The following is a 17,753-nucleotide window of genomic DNA, read 5'->3' as shown; positions in this document are numbered from 1 at the left end:
ACGGTGCCTTCTGCGCCGCGCGGCGACGCGCGCCGGTCGGACAGCCATCGGGTACGGGGGCGGGGCAAACCATGGGTGTCGGTCGTGCGACACACGTTCGGATCGGCGTGGGCGCGCTCGCGCTGACGACGGCGAGCGCGGCCTTCGCCGAGCTGCCGGAGGCCGCCGCCGCGCATCCCGCGCGGGAGATCCACAGCGTGGCCGCCCTGGCGATCTTCGGCGGCCTCGTCGCCTTCGCGGTGATCCTGTCGCTCCTCCACCTCTACGAGCGCGGCCGGTGGACCCGCCGCGAGCGCGAGCTCGCCGCGACCCTCGACGTCCTGCGCGGCGCCCATGACCGGGCCGAGATGCTCCTCAACGCCGAGCGGCAGATCATCGTCACCTGGGATCATCGCAGCGAGCCGGTGGTCGAGGGCGACATCAGCCTCGCGATCCACGGCGAGCGGCCGACCTCCGGCTACGCCCGCCGCGTCCTGGCCTTCGGCACGTGGCTCGTCGCCGCGGACGCGGCCGCCGTCGAGACCGCCGTCGAGACCCTGCGGGCGCGCGGCACCAGCTTCGCGCTGAGCCTGCGGACCCAGACCGGCCGCAACATCGAGGCCCACGGGCAGGCCGTGGCGGGGCGGGCGCTCCTGCGCCTGCGCGAGACCAGCCAGGAGCGCTGCGAGATCGCCGACCTGCGCGCGACCCTGGACGAGACCCGCCGGGGACTCTCGGCCCTGTCGGGGCTCCTCGACGCGATCCCCCAGCCGGTCTGGCGGCGCAACCGCGACGGTGGTCTGAGCTGGATCAACGCCGCCTACGTGGCGGCGGTCGAGGCGGAGAGCCGCGAGGCCGCCCTCGACGCCGGCCTGGAGCTGTTCGACCGGCCGGCCCGCGAGACGATCGCCCGCGAGGAGGCGGCCTGGTTCGCCGGCCTGACCCGGAGCGTCCCGCGCCTCTCGGCCATCGTGGCCGGGAACCGGCGGATGCTCGACGTATTCGAGACCGGGCTGGAAACCGGCCGCGTCGGCATCGCCATCGACGTGTCGGAACTCGAGAGCGTCCGGGCCGACCTGCAGCGGCAGATGAACGCCAACGTGCGGACCCTGGACCAGCTGCCGACCGCGGTCGCGATGTTCGACGTCTCGCAGCGGCTGATCTTCCACAACGCCGCCTACCGGCAGCTCTGGGATCTCGATCAGGCCTTCCTCGACGGGCGTCCCTCCGACGGCGAGATCCTCGACCACCTGCGGGCGGAGCGGAAGCTCGAGGAGCACGCGGATTTCCGCGGCTGGAAGCAGGGCGTGCTGTCCGCCTACCGGGCCGCGGAGGCGAACCAGACCTGGTGGTACCTGCCCGACGGCCGAACCCTGCGCGTGGTCGCGGACCCGAACCCGCAGGGCGGCCTGACCTACCTGTTCGACGACGTCTCCGACCGCCTGAACGCCGAGTCCCGCTACAACGCCCTGCGCCGCCTGCAGGCCGAGACCCTGGACACGCTGGCCGAGCCGGTGGCCGTGTTCGGCGCGGACGGGCGCCTGTCCCTCGCCAACCGCGCCTTCTTCACCGTGTGGCGGCTCGACCCGGAGATGATCGAGGAGCGCCCGCACGTGGACGCGGTGATCGCCGCCTGCCGGGCGCTCGCCCCCGTCGAGGAGCCGTGGCTCGACATCCGCGACGCGGTGGTCGGCCTCGAATCGCGCACGGCCCGGACGTGCCGCCTCGAGGTGGTCGACGGCACCGTGCTCGACTGCGCCGCGCAGCCGCTCCCGGAGGGCGCGACGCTCCTGACCCTGATCGACGTCACGGCGAGTGTGAACGTCGAGCGGGCGCTCACCGAGAAGAACGATGCCCTGGAGAAGGCCGCGCAGCTGCGCGACACCTTCGTGCACCACGTCTCCTACGAGCTGCGCTCCCCGCTCACCAACATCATCGGCTTCACCCAGCTTCTCGGCGACGAGACCGTCGGCGCGCTCAACGACCGCCAGCGCGAGTATTCCGACCACATCATGCGCTCCTCGGCGGCGCTGCTCGTCATCATCAACGACATCCTCGACCTCGCCTCGATCGACGCCGGCTCGCTGGAGCTGCAGCGGGAGGAGGTCGACGTCCAGGCCACCGTCGAGGCCGCCGTCCGCGGCATCGAGGACCGGCTCGCCGAATCGCACATCACCCTCGCCCTCGACGTGCCGGAGGATATCGGCAGCGTTCACGCCGACGGGAAGCGGGTGCGCCAGATCCTGTTCAACCTGCTCTCGAACGCCGTCGGCTTCTCGGATGCCGGCCAGCGCGTGGAGGTCCATGCCCGCCGGACCGCGCAGGAGCTTCTCCTCAGCGTGCGCGACCACGGCCGGGGCATGCCCCCCGAGATCGCCGATTCGGTGTTCAACCGCTTCGAGAGCCACACCCTCGGAACCCGCCACCGGGGCGTCGGCCTCGGCCTGTCGATCGTGCGCTCCTTCGTCGAGCTGCACGGGGGACGGGTGCAGCTGGAGACCGCGCCGGGCAGCGGCACCCGCGTCACCTGCACGTTCCCCACCGACCTCGCGGGCGAGGGCCGGCGCGCGCCGCCGCTCGAACCCGAGCCGCCCGTCCTGTCGCCGCCTCCGCCTCCGCCGCCGCCGCCGCCGCCGCCGCCGCGCAAGCCGACCCTGACGCTGCAGTCGAGCAGACCGGAGCCGCCGACATCCGACCGGCGAACGTCACCGTAGCGCTTGATTCCGCGGCCGGTCCCGCGCAGCAGGAGGCATGTCCGCGCATGATCGTTCCGGCTGGGCCGTCTTCGGCATCGGCGACTTCCGCCTGTTCGGCTCGGCCCGGTTCCTCACGGGCCTCGCCTACCAGATGCAGGCGGTGGCGATCGGCTGGTACGTCTACGACCTGACCCATTCCGCCCTGGCGCTGGGCCTCGTGGGCCTCGCGGGCTTCCTGCCGGCGGTGCTGTGCGCGCTGATCACCGGCCACGTCGCCGACGCCTACGACCGGCGCCTCGTCGGCGCCGCCGCCTTCGCGCTCCAGAGCGCGGCGAGTCTCGGCCTCCTCGCCTGCGCCCTCGCGGGCGTGCACTCCGTCTGGCCGATCTACGCCCTGGTCATCGTCGTCGGCACGGCCCGGGCCTTCGCCAACCCGGCCCTGCAGGCGCTGCTCCCGACCCTGGTGCCCGGGCCGCTTTTCGGCTCGGCGATCGCGTGGAACGCGTCCCTCTGGCAGAGCGCGTCGGTGATGGGGCCAGCGCTCGGCGGCTTCCTCTACGCCCTCGGACCCGCCGTCGTGTTCGGTGGGGCAGGGGGCAGCTTCGCCCTGGCCAGCGCCCTGACCCTGCTGATCCGCTACCGGCCGGCGGCGGTGAGCGAGCGGCCGCCGATCACCTGGGCGGCGCTCTCGGCCGGGATCGACTACATCCGCTCCCAGCCGGTGGTGCTCGGGGCGATCAGCCTCGACCTGTTCACGGTGCTGCTCGGCGGCGCCACGGCGCTGCTGCCGATCTACGCCGCGGAGGTCTTGCACGTCGGCCCGCTCGGCCTCGGCGCGCTCCGGAGCATGCCGGCCTTCGGGGCTGTCGCCATGGCGGTGCTGCTGGCGAACTACCCCCTGCGGCGCCACGCGGGCGTTCGCATGCTCCGCGCCGCCGCGGTGTTCGGGGCCGCCACGGTCGCGTTCGGGCTGTCGACGTCGCTGCCGCTGTCGATGGCCTGCCTGTTCGTCACGGGCGCCGCCGACATGATCTCGGTCTACGTGCGCCAGACCTTCGTGCAGGGCGAGACGCCGGACGCGATGCGCGGCCGCGTCTCGGCGGTGAACACGGTGTTCATCGGCGCCTCGAACGAGCTCGGCGAGTTCGAATCGGGGCTGCTCGCCGCCGCGATCGGCGCGGTCCCGGCGGTGGTGGTCGGCGGCGCCGCGACGGTCGGGGTCGCGCTGCTCTGGGGCAGGCTCTTCCCGGCGCTGAGGGCCCGCGACCGGCTGATGGTGCAGGGATAGCGCGCCTTCGCGCGGCTCGGGACGCGACGCGTCCCGGATGACGGCCGTGGCGATCGTGGCGCCGCGAGCCGGCGCCGCACGAAACGCGGGTCCCCTCTCCCGTATGGGGGAGGGGTAAGGCGCAGCTCTCTCGACCGGACCTGCCGTCCTGCCGAACCGTTGCACCAGAATCGGGAACGGCCCCGGAGCCCGCCCCGTGAGCCGGGCTCCGCGACGCGCTCAGCGGCCCGACAGCAGCGGCGACCAGGTCGGGTCGGACGCGTAGGCGGGCGTCGGGACCGGCTGCTCCACCTTGCCGGTGATGTCGACCATGAACAGCTTGCCGCCGCCCTGGCCGCCCGGATCGCGGAAGAACAGCACGTACTGGCCGTTCGGCGCGAAGGTCGGGCCCTCGTTGTGGAAGCCCTCGGTGAGCACGCGCTCGCCGGAGCCGTCGGGCTTCGAGACGCAGATGGCGAAGCCGCCGTTGCGCTGGCGGGTGTAGGCGATCAGGTCGCCCCGGGGCGAGAAGGCCGGCTGCGAGGCCGAGCCGGGGCCGAAGGTGATCCGGTGCGGGTTCGAGCCGTCCGCCCCCATCACGTAGACCTGCTGGGAGCCGCCGCGGTCGGACTCGAAGGCGATCTGCGACCCGTCCGGCGAGTAGGTCGGCGAGGTGTCGATCGCCATGCCGTTGGTGATCGAGCGCTGGGCCTTCGAGGCGAGGTCCATCGTGACGATGTCGGCGTTGCCGCCCTGCTGGACGCTCATCACGATCTTGCGGCCGTCCGGGGAGAAGCGCGGGCTCGCGCTCATCGAATCGACGTTGCCGAGCGCCTGGCGGGAGCCGGTCTCCAGGTTGATCATCTGCACCCGCGGCTGGTGGCCGGTGGCCTGGGCCATGAAGGCGATGTCCTGCGTGGCCGGCGAGTAGCGCGGCGCCACGATCGACATCTCGCCGGTGGTGATCGCCCGGACATTGGCGCCGTCCTGGTCCATGACCATTAGGCGCTTGCGGCGGTTCTCCTTGGGGCCGGTCTCGTCCACGAAGGCGATGCGGCTGTCGAACCAGGGCCCGAGGCCGGTGATCTTGGTGTAGACCCCGTCGGCGATCAGGTGGCCGGTGCGCCGGACGTTGGCGGCGTCGGTGCCGTATTGCTGGCCGGTCATCTGCTGGCCGTTGGTCACGTCCCAGAGCCGGAACTCGACCTTGACCCGGCCGCCCTCGCGGACGACCCGGCCGGTGACGAGGCCCTGCACGCCGGTGGCGCGCCACTTCTCGAAGTTCGGCGCGGCGTCGAAGTTCGGCTGCTCGGGGAAGCGGGCGTGGTCGAGCGGCGTGAAGTAGCCGGAGCGGCGCAGGTCGTTGGTGACCACGCCGGAGACGAGGCCCGCGAGGCTCGGGTCGCCGCCGAAATCCGCGATGGCGATGGGCATCGGCTGGAAGTTGCCGCCGCCGATGCGCAGCTGCAGCTGCGCCTGGGCCGGCCCCGCCAGGAAGCCCGTCAGCATCACGAGGAGCGCGAGCAGGCGCGCGGCATAGGACGTCGGGATGCGCCCGACGGAGGGGAGGTGCAGCATGGTGGGTCGGATCCGAGTGACGATCAGACGGGAACGCGGGGACGGCGGGACACTGGCTGGAAGACCTCAGGTCGCCGTGAACTCGAACTCCGCGTTGATGGCCTTCCAGTCATTGTAGTACGGCGCGTAGGTGGCCGGAATGTTGTACGGCGCGCAGCGGCGGACCGCCCGGAGTGCGGCCTGCGCGATTGACTGGTCGACCGCGCTCGCCCCGCCGCGCATGATCCGCGGCTCCGTGCTGAGCGAGCCATTCGGATTCAGGCGGATGTCGAGAACCGGCAGGACCACGCCCTGGGCCGCGCCGGGGGGCGCCGAGTAGCACCGCTCGATCTGCTGCTGGAGCAGGCCGACCAGGGCGTCGCGCAGCGACGGCGAGAGGCGCTGCGCGTTGCCGGTCGCGGCGCCGAGCGCCGCCACCTTCTGCACCGCGTGGCCGGTGGCGCCGGTCGACTGCGACGGCGCCTTCGAGGCGAGCATCGAGCGGATGTCGCCGGCGTTGAACTTGTCGGCGAGCTCGGCCTGCTTGCGCGCCTTGGCCTCGGCATCGGCCTTGGCCTTCGCGTCCGCCATGGCCTTCGCCTTCGCCTTGGCGGCAGCCTCGGCTTTGGCGGCGGCCTCCGCCTTCGCGGCCTCGGCTCTCGCCTTGGCGGCGGCCTCGGCCTTCTCGCGCTCGGCTTCGGCCTTGGCCTCCGCGATCTCCTTCTGGCGCTCGGCTTCCGCCTCGGCCTTGGCCTTCGCGTCGGCGGCCTTCTTGGCCGCTTTCTCGGCCGCCTTGGCGGCAGCTTCGGCCTTCTTCGCGGCGGCCTTCTGGGCGGCCGCCGCGGCCTCGGCTTCCTGCTTCTCGATCAGCTTCTCGAGCTGCTCGCGCTTCTCGGCCTCGGCCTTCGCGACCGCCTCGGCCTTGGCCTTCGCCTCGGCCTTGGCGGCGGCAGCCTTCTCCGCGGCGGCCTTCTCGGCCGCTTTCTCGGCCGCCTTGGCGGCAGCCTTCTCGGCGTCGCGCTTCTCCTGCGCCGCCTTCTCCGCCGCCTTGGCGGCCTGGGCCGCCTCCTGCGGATCGGGCTCGGCGCGCAGCGGCATCTCGTCCGCGTTGGCGAGCTTCATCTCGGCCGTGCGGGTCGGCGCGGTCGGCGCGTCCTGCTTGGAATTCTCAGGCTCGCGGTCCTCGAGCTTCTCGGCCTTGCGGTCGGCCCGCGAGGTGGCGTTCGGCATCGGCTTGTCGGCCTGACGCTCGCCCTTGGTGATCTCGGAGAACTGGTTCTCGGTGATCACCTCGACGGGCACGCCCTCCTGGGCCTCCGGCAGGGCCGGGGCCGCGACGCTGACCAGCGCCAGCGCGAGGAGCGCGACGTGGGTGCCGGCGGAGATCCAGACACCCGGTTCCTTGCGGTCGAAGCGGAACTCCACGGGACGGCCCTACTGATGCTCAGGCTCGGTGACGAGGGCGACCTTCTTGAAGCCGCCGCCGGTCACGATCGCCATCACCTGCGCCACGCGGCCGTAATCGACCCGCTTGTCGCCGCGCACGAAGACGCGCTCCTCGGTCCCGGTCTTGGCGGTCTCCATGAGCTTCGGCACGATCGAGTCGTCGGTGAGCTCGTCCTCCCCGAGGAAGACCTGGCCGGTCTGGCGGATCGACAGGGTGATCGGCTTCACGTCGGAATTGAGCGGCGAGGCCTTGGATTGCGGCAGGTCGAGGGGGACGCCGACGGTCATCATCGGCGCCGCGACCATGAAGATGATCAGGAGCACGAGCACGACGTCGATGAACGGCGTCATGTTGATCTCGTTGATGGGTCCGCCGCGGCGGCCCCGGCGCCGGCGGCGCTTGCCGCCCTGCGATGCGCCCGCTGCCATGCCCATGGATCGGTCTCCTCTGGATCAGCCGGTTCAGGCGGCGAGCGGCAGCCGCTCGTCGATCTGGCGGGAGAGGATGGCGGAGAACTCGTCGGCGAAGCTCTCCAGCCGCGACTGCGCCTTGGAGACTTCGGCCTGGAGCTTGTTGTAGGCGAGCACCGCCGGGATCGCGGCGAACAGGCCGATGGCGGTGGCGAACAGCGCCTCGGCGATGCCGGGGGCGACGACCGCGAGCGAGGTGTTCTTCGAGGCCGCGATCGAGGTGAACGCGGTCATGATGCCCCAGACGGTGCCGAACAGGCCGATATACGGGCCGGCCGAGCCGATCGAGGCGAGGAACAGCAGGCGCGACTCCAGCCGCTCGACCTCGCGGTGGATGGTGACGTCGAGCTGCTTCTCGATGCGCTGCGACAGCGACTGGATCTGCCGGCCGGAGCCCTCGAACGAGCGCTTCCACTCGCGCATGGCGGCGACGAAGACGGCGGCGAGGCCCGTGGCCGGCCGGTCGTTGAACGAGCGGAACAGCTCCTCCAGGGAGCGGCCGGACCAGAAGGCGTCCTCGAACGCGTCCATCTCGGCCTTGGTCCGGCGGAACAGCAGCGTCTTGTCGACGATGATCGACCAGCACCAGATCGAGGCGCTGAGCAGCCCGATCATCACGATCTTCACGACGAAGTGGGCCTGCAGGAACAGGCCGAGCAGCGTCATGTCGGCGACAGGCGCGGCCTGCATCGCGTCGGCTGGGTTCATCCGTCGAGGTCTCCTGCTCCGGATCGCGATGCGCCGGGCGAGGCCCGCGTCCGCCGGATCCGTGAGCGATATCAACGCTGTCGCCCGCGAATCTGTCGAAAGTAAGGGCCGTCGACGGCCCCCGCGCCCCGCCGTGGCATCGCCTCCGTTAAGGGCGCGGCAGGGTTAAGGATCGGTTTCGATCCGGGCGATCCTGAGGCATGTGCCGCCGTCCGACGGGCCGTCCGGGCTGGACCTGCCGAAAGCGCCTCCCGTATGGTCGCGGCCCACGGCGCCGAGTCGACAGCCCTGAGATACGCAGGACGCGCATGACCCTCCCCGTTCCCAGCCTGCCCGATCTGCTGCCCACCGGCCCGGCCCGGTTCCTGGGCTGGTCCATGATCGCCGACCCGATGCTGGCCGGCTTCCTGGCGCGCGCCGGATTCGACGCCGTCCTGCTGGATCAGCAGCACGGCACCTACGACTACAAGACGTCGTGTGCGGCCATCACCGAGGTCGCCCTGGCCGGCAAATCGACCCTGGTGCGCGTGCCGGTGGGCGACTTCGCCATGGTCTCGCGGATGCTCGACGCGGGCGCCGCCGGCGTCGTGGCGCCGATGATCAACACCGTCGCGGATGCCGAGGCCCTGGCGGCGGCCGCGAAATTCCCGCCGGTCGGCCAGCGGAGCTGGGGACCGGACCGGGCCATGTGGCTCTCGGGGCTCCGGAACGGCGCGGACTACCTCGCGGGCGCCAACGATCGGGCGCTCACGATCGCCATGTGCGAGACCGAGGCGGGGATCGCCGACCTAGAGGCGATCCTCGCCGTGCCGGGCATCGACGGCGTCCTTGTCGGCCCCGCCGACCTGTCGATCGCCCTGTCCAAGGGGGCGGCCATCGACCCGCTGGGATCGGCGGTCACGGCGGCCCTCGGGGAGATCGCGCGCAAGACCCGGGCGGCGGGCAAGATTCCCTGCGCCTTCGCGCCGTCGCCGGCGCGCGCCCGGGAGATGGTCGGGATGGGCTACCAGCTGGTCTCGGTCGAGTACGACGCGCTGACCATCGTCAACGCCTTCGCGCGGGTGCTCTGCGAGGCCGACCCGGCGCGGGCCGGCTGAGGTCTAGGCGGCCTCACCGGGCGCGAGCCGCCGCCGCAGCGCGTCCGGGAGGCGGACGGCGCGGCCGTCCCGCACGCAGGCGACCGTGACCTCCGCGGAGACCAGCACTTCGTCGCCCCGTCGGACGTCCTGGGCGAGCTGCATCGAGGCGCCGCGCAGGGCGCGCGTGCGGGTCACGACGGTGAGCAGGTCGTCCATCCGGGCCGGCCGGAGGAAATCGAGGCTCATGCGCCGCACCACGAAGACGAGGCCGCGTGCGTCGCGGTGCAGGTCCGACTGGTCGCCGGCGAGTTCCCGCAACAATTCGGTGCGGCCGCGCTCGAGGAAGCGCAGGTAGCTGGCGTGGTAGACGAAGCCGGAGAAGTCTGTGTCCTCGTAGTAGACGCGCACGCCCATCCGGTGGGGCGGGGCACCGTCCTCCGCGGATCCATTCTTGGCGGGCTCGATCGCGCTCATGCGCCCCTTTAGCGACGGGCTGTGCGACGGCGCAACACGACGAGGGCCGCCCTGGGGCGGCCCTCGCGCAGATCACGCCATGCGCGGCGCTCAGCCGCCGATGCGGGCCGCGAGGCTCGCCGAGTGGGCGTGCTCGTCGGCGATGTAGGGCAGGGCCTCGGTGGCGAACTTGCGGCCCTGGGCGTTGTCGCCCTGCTTGGCGTAGGCGTCGTAGAGCGCCAGGGTGCGGGCGTCCGAGCGGGCCTGCTGGTCGATGTAGGTCCGGTCGAAGGCCCGGCCGTTCGGGGCCGCCTGGAGCTGCGCCAGACGCGCTTGTCCGCGCTCGCCGAGGGCCACGCGGCGGCCAGGCTCGGCCGGGCTGTTGTCGACGATGCCGACCGCGCCGAGGGCGCCGCCGACGATGCCGGTGCCGATGTTGGCGGCCACCGTCACCGGCGCGAGCACGAGGCCGACCGGGTTGCTCAGGTCGGTGCGGATGCCCTGGTTGTCGGAGACCACCGAGCCGTTGCGGGTGAGGGAGGTGTTCGGCGGCAGCAGCGCGTCGGTGGTCGCCTTGCGCTCGACAAGGACGCGGTTGGCGTAGTTGCGGACCCGGGGGTTGCGCGACCGCTGGAGGGCGATCCGGCTCGCCTCGATGCTGGCGGCGTCCGAACGCAGCGCCTCGGCCCGGAAGGCGGGCGTCTCGGTCGCGGCGGCGCCGACGCCGTCCTGATTGGCGAAGGGCAGCACGCGGATCGGCAGGGCGTCCTGCGCGAAGGCGGGCGCCGAGATGGCGGCGACGGACAGGCCGAGCACGGCGAGCGTGAGTTTCTTCATGGCGGAAGTTTATCCCTGACGTTGTTCTTGAGATCGCGAAGATCTGCCGCGATCGGAGGGCAGGACCCTGATCGGGACAGCCTTGCCGGCGCCGAGCGGACCCGGCGCGGTCGCCTCCCCAACTGTCGCGTTTCGGCGCTGTTCCACGCGATCCGGCAGTTTTTACACTTACGTGATCGACGAGATCCCCGCCTAAGCTTGGCAATATTGTTCCGAGACGATCGACAAAATGGCTGTTACGGCAGCGACTTGCCGAGATCGCGACGCGGAACGCACCCGGCTGCCGCGCGCAGCATCGCGCGTCCCGCGCATGTGCCCGGTGAAATGCTGGTCCGAATTCAATGCATGGAGACGCGTTGACCGGTCCTCAGGGCTCTCCGTCACCGAAAAAGCCGAACTGCCCGGGCGTCTCGCGCTTCGGTTCCGGCATCTGCATGTGCCGGTAGGCGTGTCGGGTGAGGACGCGTCCGCGGGGTGTGCGCTGCACGAAGCCGCGCTGGATCAGGTAGGGCTCGATGATGTCCTCGATCGCGTCCCGCGGCTCCGACAGCGCCGCCCCGATCGTCTCGATCCCCACGGGCCCGCCCCCGAACGCGCGCGCGATTAGGCTCAGATACTTGCGGTCCATCACGTCGAGACCCGCCCCGTCCACGTCCAAGAGCTGCAGCGCCCGGTCGGCGATCGCCCGCGTCACCGTCTCGGCCTCCGCCACCACCGCGAAGTCCCGCACCCGCCGCAGGAGCCGCCCGGCGATCCGCGGCGTGCCCCGCGCCCGACGGGCGATCTCGTTGGCGCCCTCCGCCGACATGCCCAGGCCCAGCACCCGCGCGCCGCGCGCCACGATCTGCTCCAGCTCGTCGATCTCGTAGAATTCCAGCCGGATCGGGATCCCGAACCGGTCGCGCAGCGGCGTCGTCAGCAGCCCCGCCCGCGTCGTGGCCCCAACGAGCGTGAACTTCGGCAGCTCGATCTTGACCGAGCGCGCCGCCGGGCCCTCGCCGATGATCAGGTCGAGCTGGTAATCCTCCATGGCCGGGTAGAGGATCTCCTCGACCGCCGGGTTGAGCCGGTGGATCTCGTCGATGAACAGGACGTCGCGCTCCTCCAGGTTGGTGAGCTGGGCGGCCAGATCCCCGGCCTTGGCGATCACCGGCCCGGAAGTGGAGCGGAAGTTCACGCCGAGCTCGCGCGCCACGATCTGGGCGAGCGTGGTCTTGCCCAGGCCCGGCGGCCCGACGAACAGCACGTGGTCGAGCGCCTGCCCGGTCTTCCTCGCCGCCTCGATGAACACCTGCATGTTCGCCCGCGCCGCGCGCTGACCGATGAACTCGGCAAGGCTCAGGGGGCGGATCGTCTGATCGACGTCCTCGGTGCGCTTCTCCGGTGTCAGGAGCGCGTTGGTCGGAGGCTTCGACTTGCTCATGAACCCTGCTTCGTGGACCGTGCCGCGGCCCGCGATGGGCGGTCTCGCAGGACGGCTGGGCACCGGCGCGTCCGGTTTTGTTCTTCCTTACCCGTGAAAGCCGGGAAGTCTAAGCGCCGCGGCCGGGCAAGGTGGCCAAGTGTCGTGGCCAGGTGTCGTCGCCAGGTGTCGTGGCCGGGCGTCAGCCCGTGTGGCGCCACCGGCGATGTGAGCGAGCGCACGGGCCGTCGCGATCGACGCAACCGGGATGCAACCGAACCGCCGGCCCGCGCATTCCTGGACCAAACCTCCAAGCATGGCCGCAGGGCGCTTCTCCCCGATGAAACTCCGTACGATCGCTGCCGCCGCAGCCGGCACCGTCATGCTCGCCGTTCCGCTCGCGGCCCAGGCCGCCAACGGCCCGGCCGAGACCAAGGTCGCCGAGGCCAACCCGCAGGTCCATCCCGTCTCGGCGGAGCGGGAGGACGACGTCACCTGCAGCCGGGCCCGCCGCCGTCTGTGGATCGAGGGCGAGGGCTGGGTGGTCCGGCGGATCACCACCTGCCGCTGACCGGTGTGCAGCCGGGGGCCGATCGGCTGGGCATGACGGGACCGTTACGCACTCTGCGCGACTGGAGACGCGGAACGGCCGGTGATCCGGTCTGTTGGCCCCGCACCCGGCGCGCACCGCGCCCGCCGACACCCCTCGGAGCCGGACCCATGGCCAACCGGACGATTGTGACCCTGCTCGCTCTGGCGGCGGCGGCGCCCGCGTCGGCGCAGACCTTCCGGAGCACCGATCCCTACGCGCCGGTCGCCTACGCGCCCGGCTACGCCGCCGATCCGGGCTTTGCCGGCGAATTCGTGCGGGGCACCTATATCGGCGCCCCGCTGACCCGCGTGCCGCGCCCGACCCAGATCGTGCCCACGCCCTGGAGCTACGGCACCTACGGCGTCCCGACGGTGACCGGCATCCAGGCCGCTCCGGCGGCCGAGCCGGCCCTGACGGTGATCAACGCCGCCCCCTACGGCCGCCGCGGCGCGCGCGCCGTCGGGGCCGACCCGGTCGCGGGGGCCCGGGTCATCGCGGTTCAGGTTCCCCGGCGCTGAGCGCCGCGAACCACGCCGCGTAGGGCGTGTTGCGGACGAGGCGCCGGTTGAGGTCGGGCGCGCCGTCCGTCCACCAGACCGGGCCGCGCTCGCCGAGTCCGACCTTCGCCGCATCGACCTCGGCCCTGGCGGCGGCGAGCGCCTCCGCGGCGCCCGGCTCGCCCGCGCGCTCGGCCCGCTTGGCCTCCTTCACGCCCCGGCGCGCCGCCATCAGGCGCTGCACCAGCGCGGCCCGACAGGTTTCCGACAGGTCGGGATTCGCGCGGCGCCACAGACGCGCCCGGACAACGATATAGCGCCGATCCGGAGTGGTAATGGCCACGCTCATACCGGGGTTCAGCTCCGTTGGGGGGCGGTTAAGCCTTCCAGCTTACACCGCGGATATCGGGTGCGGGTCACGCCATGCAGATCGTCATCGTCGACTCGAGCCGCGTCGTGCTGCAGATCATCGCGTCCCTGATCGAGCCGCGCGGCCACGCGGTGCACCCGTTCACGGATTCGGAGCGGGCGCTGGAGTTCCTGGCGGCGACGCCGGCGGTCCGGGTCCTCATCACCAGCCTGGAGGTGCGGCCGCTCTGCGGGCTCGAACTCTGCTGGTCGGCCCGGCTCCTCGCCGAATCCCGCGGGCCGCTGCACGTCATCACCATGTCGTCGGCCCGCAACGTCCGCAGCCTGGCCGAGGCCCTCGACAGCGGCGCCGACGACTTCATCGAGAAGCCGCCGAGCGCCGAGGAGCTGAACGCGCGCCTGCGCGCGGCCGAGCGCCTGACCACCATGCAGGAGGAGCTGATCCGCCTCGCCGAGACGGACCCGCTGACCGGCTCCTACAACCGGCGTGCCTTCTTCAAGCGCGCGCGGGCCGCCGCGGCGCGAGACCCGAGGCCGGGCGCCGTCTCGGCGATCCTCCTCGACATCGATCACTTCAAGCGCATCAACGACGAGCACGGGCACGATGTCGGCGACGTGGCGATCAAGGCCGTGGCCGAGCTGATCGCCGGTGCCGGGATCGCGGGACGCCTCGGCGGCGAGGAATTCGCCGTCATCCTGCCCGGCGGCGGGCTCGCGGAGGCCGTGGCGCAGGCCGAGCGCCTGCGCGCCGACGTCCAGGCCCTGCGGATCGGCGGGGCGCGGGGTCCGATCGCGCTGAGCTGCAGCTTCGGCGTCAGCACGTGGCGCGACGGCGACAGCGTCGAGGCCCTGGTCAAGCGGGCCGATGTCGCGCTCTACGCGGCGAAGGGCGGCGGCCGGAACCGGGTGGTGCCGGATCACAGCGAGGGTATCCGCGCCGTCGCGGGCTGAGCCGGACCGCCCGTCCCGGATCGGCACAGTCCGTCGAGCGGTGTCCCACCGTCGTCCCAGATCGGCGCATTGATTCGCCGAGTATCCGTTTCTGGGGAGCGATTCGGCCAATATAAAGCTTAATATTCGCGAGTTGTTGCTGGAACGGATCTTGGAACTTCGCCTTCGATCCCGGCCGCCTGTATCAAGCCGGGAGAGAGAGGTGCGAGGTCATGAGTACGGCCGTTGGCGTCCTGATCCTGGATGAGCCGGAGGACCTGAGCGCGACGGTTCGCGCCACCCTCGAGCACATGCCCGAATTCCACACCATCGGCGAGGCCGATCTCGACCGCGCCGACGCCGGCAGCAGCGTCGCCCTGGTCTTCCTCGACGAGATCCGGCTGGCCGACGGGATCGCCCGCATCGTCGCCCTGAAGGAGCGCCAGCCGGCGCTGCGCACGCTGGTCGCCTTCGGCGCGCTGACGGCGGACGACCTCCGCGCCCTGCTGGCGGCGGGCGCCGACGCCTTCGTGGCGCGCTCCAAGTCGCCGCGAGACCTCGGCGCGGCGCTGCTGGCGCTGGCGGAGGGCTCGGACGTGCTGGTCCCGCCGGAGCAGCCGGTGGCGATGCCCCCGGAGGCCGGCGAGAGCCTCGGGCTGACGCCCCGCGAGGCCGAGGTGCTGCGCTTCCTGAGTTCCGGGTTCAGCAACAAGGAGGTCGCGCGGCGGCTGGCGCTCAGCGTGCGAACGGTGGAGACTCACCGGCTCAACCTGCGGCGCAAGACCCAGACCGGCCGGCTCAAGGACCTCGTCTCGCTGGCCCGCCAGCTCGGCCTGGCCCCGGTGGTCGACTCCGGCGATCAGGTTCGGCGCGGCACCGACAACCGGTCCTCGGGCAACGACAACCAGTCCCGGCACTGAGAGGGGGATCGGGCGGTCTCGGCGAGACCGCCCCCCTAAGCGGCCGCGGCCGCCTTCCGGGCTCCGGACGCGCGCTTGGCCGCCGTCCCGCTCTTGGACCGCTCTGGCGTCTTCGCCCCGCGTTTCCGCGCGCCCGCCGGCTTGACCCGACCTCCGGCCTTGACGGCGTCCTCGGCGGCGGAGAGGCGCGCCTGCAGGAGTCCCAGCACCGCGGCCTCCTCGGGCCGCAGGGTGGACAGATCCTCGCTCAGCTCCGATTCGACCGCGTCCTTCACCTGCAGGAGCAGGCCGCCCTCCAGGTAGCAGTCGAGGATCTGCGGGTGGATGTAGCACTTGCGGCAGATCGTCGGCGTGTTGCCGAGGCGGCCCGCGACGTTCTCGATGGCCGCGCGGATGTTGCGCTTGGCTCCGGCCTCGCTGTCGAAGCTCTCGAACTCCCGCAGCGCCAGCGCCGCCAGCACCGTGCCGGCCCAGGTCCGAAAATCCTTGGCGGTGAAGTCCTCGCCGGTGATCTCGCGCAGGTACGCGTTCACGTCCGAGGAGGTGACGTCGCGCTGGGTGCCGTCCGGGTCGAGATACTGGAATAGCTCCTGGCCCGGCAGGTCCTGGCACGCCTTGACGATCCGGGCGACCCGCCGGTCCTTCAGCGACACGTCCCAGGTCTTGCCGCTCTTGCCCTTGAAGCGGAACGACAGAGCCGAACCCTCGATCCGGACGTGGGGGTCGCGCAGGGTCGTGAGGCCGTAGCTCTTGTTGGTCCGCGCGTAGTCGTCGTTGCCGACGCGGATCAGCGTGGTCTCGAGCAGGTGGACCACGGTGGCCAGCACCTTGTCGCGGGGCAGGCCCGGCCGCCTCATGTCGGCGTCGACGCGCCGGCGAATGCCCGGCAGCGCGTCCGCGAAGGCCATGATCCGCGAGAACTTGTTCGCCTCCCGCGCCTGCCGGAAATCCGGGTGGTAGCGGTACTGCTTGCGCCCCTTGGCGTCACGGCCCGTCGCCTGGACGTGGCCGTTGCGGCGGGGGCAAATCCAGACGTCCGTGTAGGCCGGCGGGATCGCGAGGCCGCGGATGCGGGCCAGCACGGCCCTGTCGCGCACCGGCGCGCCCTTCGCGTCGAGGTAGCGGAAGCCGGTGCCGCTGCGGCGGCGGGTCAGCCCGGGCCGGCCGTCATCGACGTAGACGAGCCCGGCCTCCTCGGCCGCGGCGCGGAGGTCTCCGCCGCTCTCCGCCGTCTCGACGCACGCCATGAACAGCCCCTCCCATCGACGCCGCCGGGCTGCCTCGCCCGGCGAGAAGGCCTTGGACAACCGGCGGCACGGGATCGCCGTTCCGGGCCTGCACATCCGTCGCAGGACGGGCCCCGCCGCCGTGCTAGAGGGGACGGATGCAGTCCGATGCCGAACCCGGGAACCTGCCCGTTCCGATGCGCCGCCTGGTCTTCGTGGTGACCGAGGACTGGTTCTTCGCCTCGCATTTCCTGCCGATGGCCCGCGCCGCCGTCGGCATGGGTCTCTCGGTCGCGGTGGTGACGCGGGTCCGCCTGCACCGGGCCGCCATCGAGGCGACCGGCGCGCAGGTCGTCAATCTGGAGGCCGAGCGGGCGAGCCTCAACCCGATGGCCGCGGGCTACGCGGCCGGGCAGCTCGCGGCGATCCTCAAGGCGCTGAAGGCCGACATCGTCCACTGCATCGCGCTGCGCGGCATCCTGGTCGGCGGCACGGCCGCCGCCATGGCGGGCATCCCGTCCCGCGTCTTCGCCCTGACCGGCCTCGGGCTCGTCGGCGCCCGGAGCGACCGCCTCGGCCGGGCGGCGCGCCTCGCCCTGCGGGCGCTGATCCGGGGGCCGCTGGCCTCGTCGCGGACGCGCTTCCTCTTCGAGAACCCCGACGACGCCCTGGCCCTGGGCCTGGACCCGCTCGACCGGTCGGTGACCGTGGTGGGCGGCGCCGGCGTCGATCCCGCGATCCTCGTCCCGCAGCCGCTGCCGCCGATGCCGCCGCTGCGGGTGGCCGTCGTCGCCCGGATGCTGTGGTCGAAGGGGATCGACGTCGCCGTCGAGGCCGTCCGCCTCGCCCGGAGCCAGGGCGCGCCGGTGGAATTGGCGCTGTACGGCGCGCCGGACCCGTCGAACCGGCGGGCGATCGGCGCCGATACCCTGCGCGCCTGGAGCCGCGACGGCATCGTCTGGCACGGGCCGACGACCGACGTCGCGGGGGTCTGGGCCGGCCACCACGTCGCCTGCCTGCCCTCGCGCGGCGGGGAGGGCCTGCCGCGGACGCTGCTGGAGGCCGCCGCCTGCGGCCGGGCGCTGGTCGCGTCCGACGTCCCGGGCTGCCGCAGCCTCGTGCGCGACGGCGTCGAGGGCCTGCTCGTTCCCCCGGACGACGCGCCGGCTCTGTCCGCCGCCCTGGCGCGCCTGAGCGGCGATGCCGGTCTCGTCGCCGGCTTGGGCGCGGCCGCGCGGGCGCGGATCGAGACCGGGGGCTTCACCGAGACGGCGGTGACCGACCAGGTCCGCGCCGTGTGGCGCGACCTGCTGGAGGCCTGACC

Annotated in this window: 17 protein-coding genes; 8 read left to right on the top strand and 9 right to left on the bottom strand. The window is 72.3% G+C overall.

The genetic code is table 11. From position 1 onward, the window contains the following. The first annotated feature begins 71 nt into the window (after positions 1–71). Together BLW78_RS12360 and BLW78_RS12355 are read left to right on the top strand one after the other, a co-directional pair. Entirely contained in the window at positions 72–2,693 is a 2,622-nt protein-coding gene (locus BLW78_RS12360; RefSeq protein ID WP_091679892.1) for a sensor histidine kinase, read from the top strand. Between the two features lie 37 nt (positions 2,694–2,730). After that, positions 2,731–3,963, top strand: a complete 1,233-nt coding sequence (locus BLW78_RS12355; protein WP_020093366.1) for an MFS transporter — start codon at positions 2,731–2,733, stop codon at positions 3,961–3,963. A gap of 219 nt (positions 3,964–4,182) precedes the next feature. On the opposite strand, the gene tolB is transcribed toward BLW78_RS12355, so the two are convergent. The 4 genes from tolB to tolQ form a co-directional block, all read right to left on the bottom strand. Beyond that, a complete protein-coding gene (tolB, locus tag BLW78_RS12350; protein ID WP_091679889.1) occupies positions 4,183–5,520 on the bottom strand; it encodes a Tol-Pal system beta propeller repeat protein TolB in 1,338 nt (445 codons plus the stop codon). A gap of 66 nt (positions 5,521–5,586) precedes the next feature. Continuing rightward, on the bottom strand, positions 5,587–6,924 hold the full coding sequence (gene tolA, locus BLW78_RS12345; RefSeq protein WP_091679887.1) for a cell envelope integrity protein TolA: 1,338 nt from the start codon (positions 6,922–6,924) through the stop codon (positions 5,587–5,589). A 9-nt stretch (positions 6,925–6,933) separates the two neighbouring features. Continuing rightward, positions 6,934–7,380 carry an ExbD/TolR family protein gene (locus BLW78_RS12340; protein ID WP_020093363.1) on the bottom strand — a complete coding sequence of 149 codons (447 nt, stop codon included), beginning with the start codon at positions 7,378–7,380 and terminating at the stop codon, positions 6,934–6,936. Between the two features lie 27 nt (positions 7,381–7,407). Then, complete coding sequence (gene tolQ, locus BLW78_RS12335; protein WP_012317751.1) at positions 7,408–8,124, bottom strand: protein TolQ; 717 nt, start codon at positions 8,122–8,124, stop codon at positions 7,408–7,410. A 308-nt stretch (positions 8,125–8,432) separates the two neighbouring features. Here tolQ and BLW78_RS12330 point away from each other — a divergent pair, with 308 nt between their 5' ends. Further along, the gene (locus BLW78_RS12330; protein WP_020093362.1) at positions 8,433–9,221 is read left to right on the top strand and encodes an HpcH/HpaI aldolase family protein; all 789 of its coding nucleotides are present in this window, start codon (positions 8,433–8,435) and stop codon (positions 9,219–9,221) included. Between the two features lie 3 nt (positions 9,222–9,224). On the opposite strand, the gene ybgC is transcribed toward BLW78_RS12330, so the two are convergent. The 3 genes from ybgC to ruvB all read right to left on the bottom strand — a co-directional run bounded on the left by ybgC (position 9,225) and on the right by ruvB (position 11,916). Further along, complete coding sequence (gene ybgC, locus BLW78_RS12325) at positions 9,225–9,677, bottom strand: tol-pal system-associated acyl-CoA thioesterase (protein ID WP_091679884.1); 453 nt, start codon at positions 9,675–9,677, stop codon at positions 9,225–9,227. A gap of 90 nt (positions 9,678–9,767) precedes the next feature. Next, complete coding sequence (locus BLW78_RS12320; RefSeq protein WP_042669273.1) at positions 9,768–10,493, bottom strand: DUF4142 domain-containing protein; 726 nt, start codon at positions 10,491–10,493, stop codon at positions 9,768–9,770. A gap of 367 nt (positions 10,494–10,860) precedes the next feature. Then, positions 10,861–11,916 carry a Holliday junction branch migration DNA helicase RuvB gene (gene ruvB, locus BLW78_RS12315; protein WP_091679881.1) on the bottom strand — a complete coding sequence of 352 codons (1,056 nt, stop codon included), beginning with the start codon at positions 11,914–11,916 and terminating at the stop codon, positions 10,861–10,863. Between the two features lie 319 nt (positions 11,917–12,235). Here ruvB and BLW78_RS12310 point away from each other — a divergent pair, with 319 nt between their 5' ends. Both BLW78_RS12310 and BLW78_RS12305 read left to right on the top strand, forming a co-directional pair. Continuing rightward, the gene (locus tag BLW78_RS12310; RefSeq protein ID WP_026605348.1) at positions 12,236–12,466 is read left to right on the top strand and encodes a hypothetical protein; all 231 of its coding nucleotides are present in this window, start codon (positions 12,236–12,238) and stop codon (positions 12,464–12,466) included. Positions 12,467–12,615: 149 nt separating this feature from the next. Next, the gene (locus BLW78_RS12305) at positions 12,616–13,005 is read left to right on the top strand and encodes a hypothetical protein (protein ID WP_091679879.1); all 390 of its coding nucleotides are present in this window, start codon (positions 12,616–12,618) and stop codon (positions 13,003–13,005) included. Here the strand turns inward: BLW78_RS12305 and BLW78_RS12300 are convergent. Further along, a complete protein-coding gene (locus BLW78_RS12300; RefSeq protein ID WP_091679876.1) occupies positions 12,977–13,333 on the bottom strand; it encodes a hypothetical protein in 357 nt (118 codons plus the stop codon). The genes BLW78_RS12305 and BLW78_RS12300 overlap by 29 nt on opposite strands. Positions 13,334–13,407: 74 nt before the next feature. Between BLW78_RS12300 and BLW78_RS12295 the strand changes: the two genes are divergently transcribed. Both BLW78_RS12295 and BLW78_RS12290 read left to right on the top strand, forming a co-directional pair. Then, positions 13,408–14,304: a GGDEF domain-containing protein gene (locus BLW78_RS12295; protein ID WP_091679875.1), complete on the top strand. Its 897-nt coding sequence runs from the start codon at positions 13,408–13,410 to the stop codon at positions 14,302–14,304. Between the two features lie 212 nt (positions 14,305–14,516). Continuing rightward, the gene (locus BLW78_RS12290; RefSeq protein ID WP_091679872.1) at positions 14,517–15,203 is read left to right on the top strand and encodes a LuxR C-terminal-related transcriptional regulator; all 687 of its coding nucleotides are present in this window, start codon (positions 14,517–14,519) and stop codon (positions 15,201–15,203) included. 35 nt (positions 15,204–15,238) lie between these two features. Here BLW78_RS12290 and BLW78_RS12285 read toward each other — a convergent pair whose 3' ends face one another. Continuing rightward, positions 15,239–16,450 (bottom strand): DNA topoisomerase IB, encoded by a 1,212-nt coding sequence (locus tag BLW78_RS12285; RefSeq protein WP_091680172.1) that lies wholly within the window; start codon positions 16,448–16,450, stop codon positions 15,239–15,241. 137 nt (positions 16,451–16,587) lie between these two features. Between BLW78_RS12285 and BLW78_RS12280 the strand changes: the two genes are divergently transcribed. Continuing rightward, positions 16,588–17,751, top strand: a complete 1,164-nt coding sequence (locus BLW78_RS12280) for a glycosyltransferase (protein ID WP_091679870.1) — start codon at positions 16,588–16,590, stop codon at positions 17,749–17,751. The last annotated feature ends 2 nt before the right edge of the window (positions 17,752–17,753 follow it).

Origin of the sequence: Methylobacterium sp. 275MFSha3.1 (assembly GCF_900108435.1) — a bacterium.
Lineage (GTDB): Bacteria > Pseudomonadota > Alphaproteobacteria > Rhizobiales > Beijerinckiaceae > Methylobacterium.
Note: the sequence above shows the minus strand (reverse complement) of the source record. Positions and strands in the feature narration are given on the sequence as shown.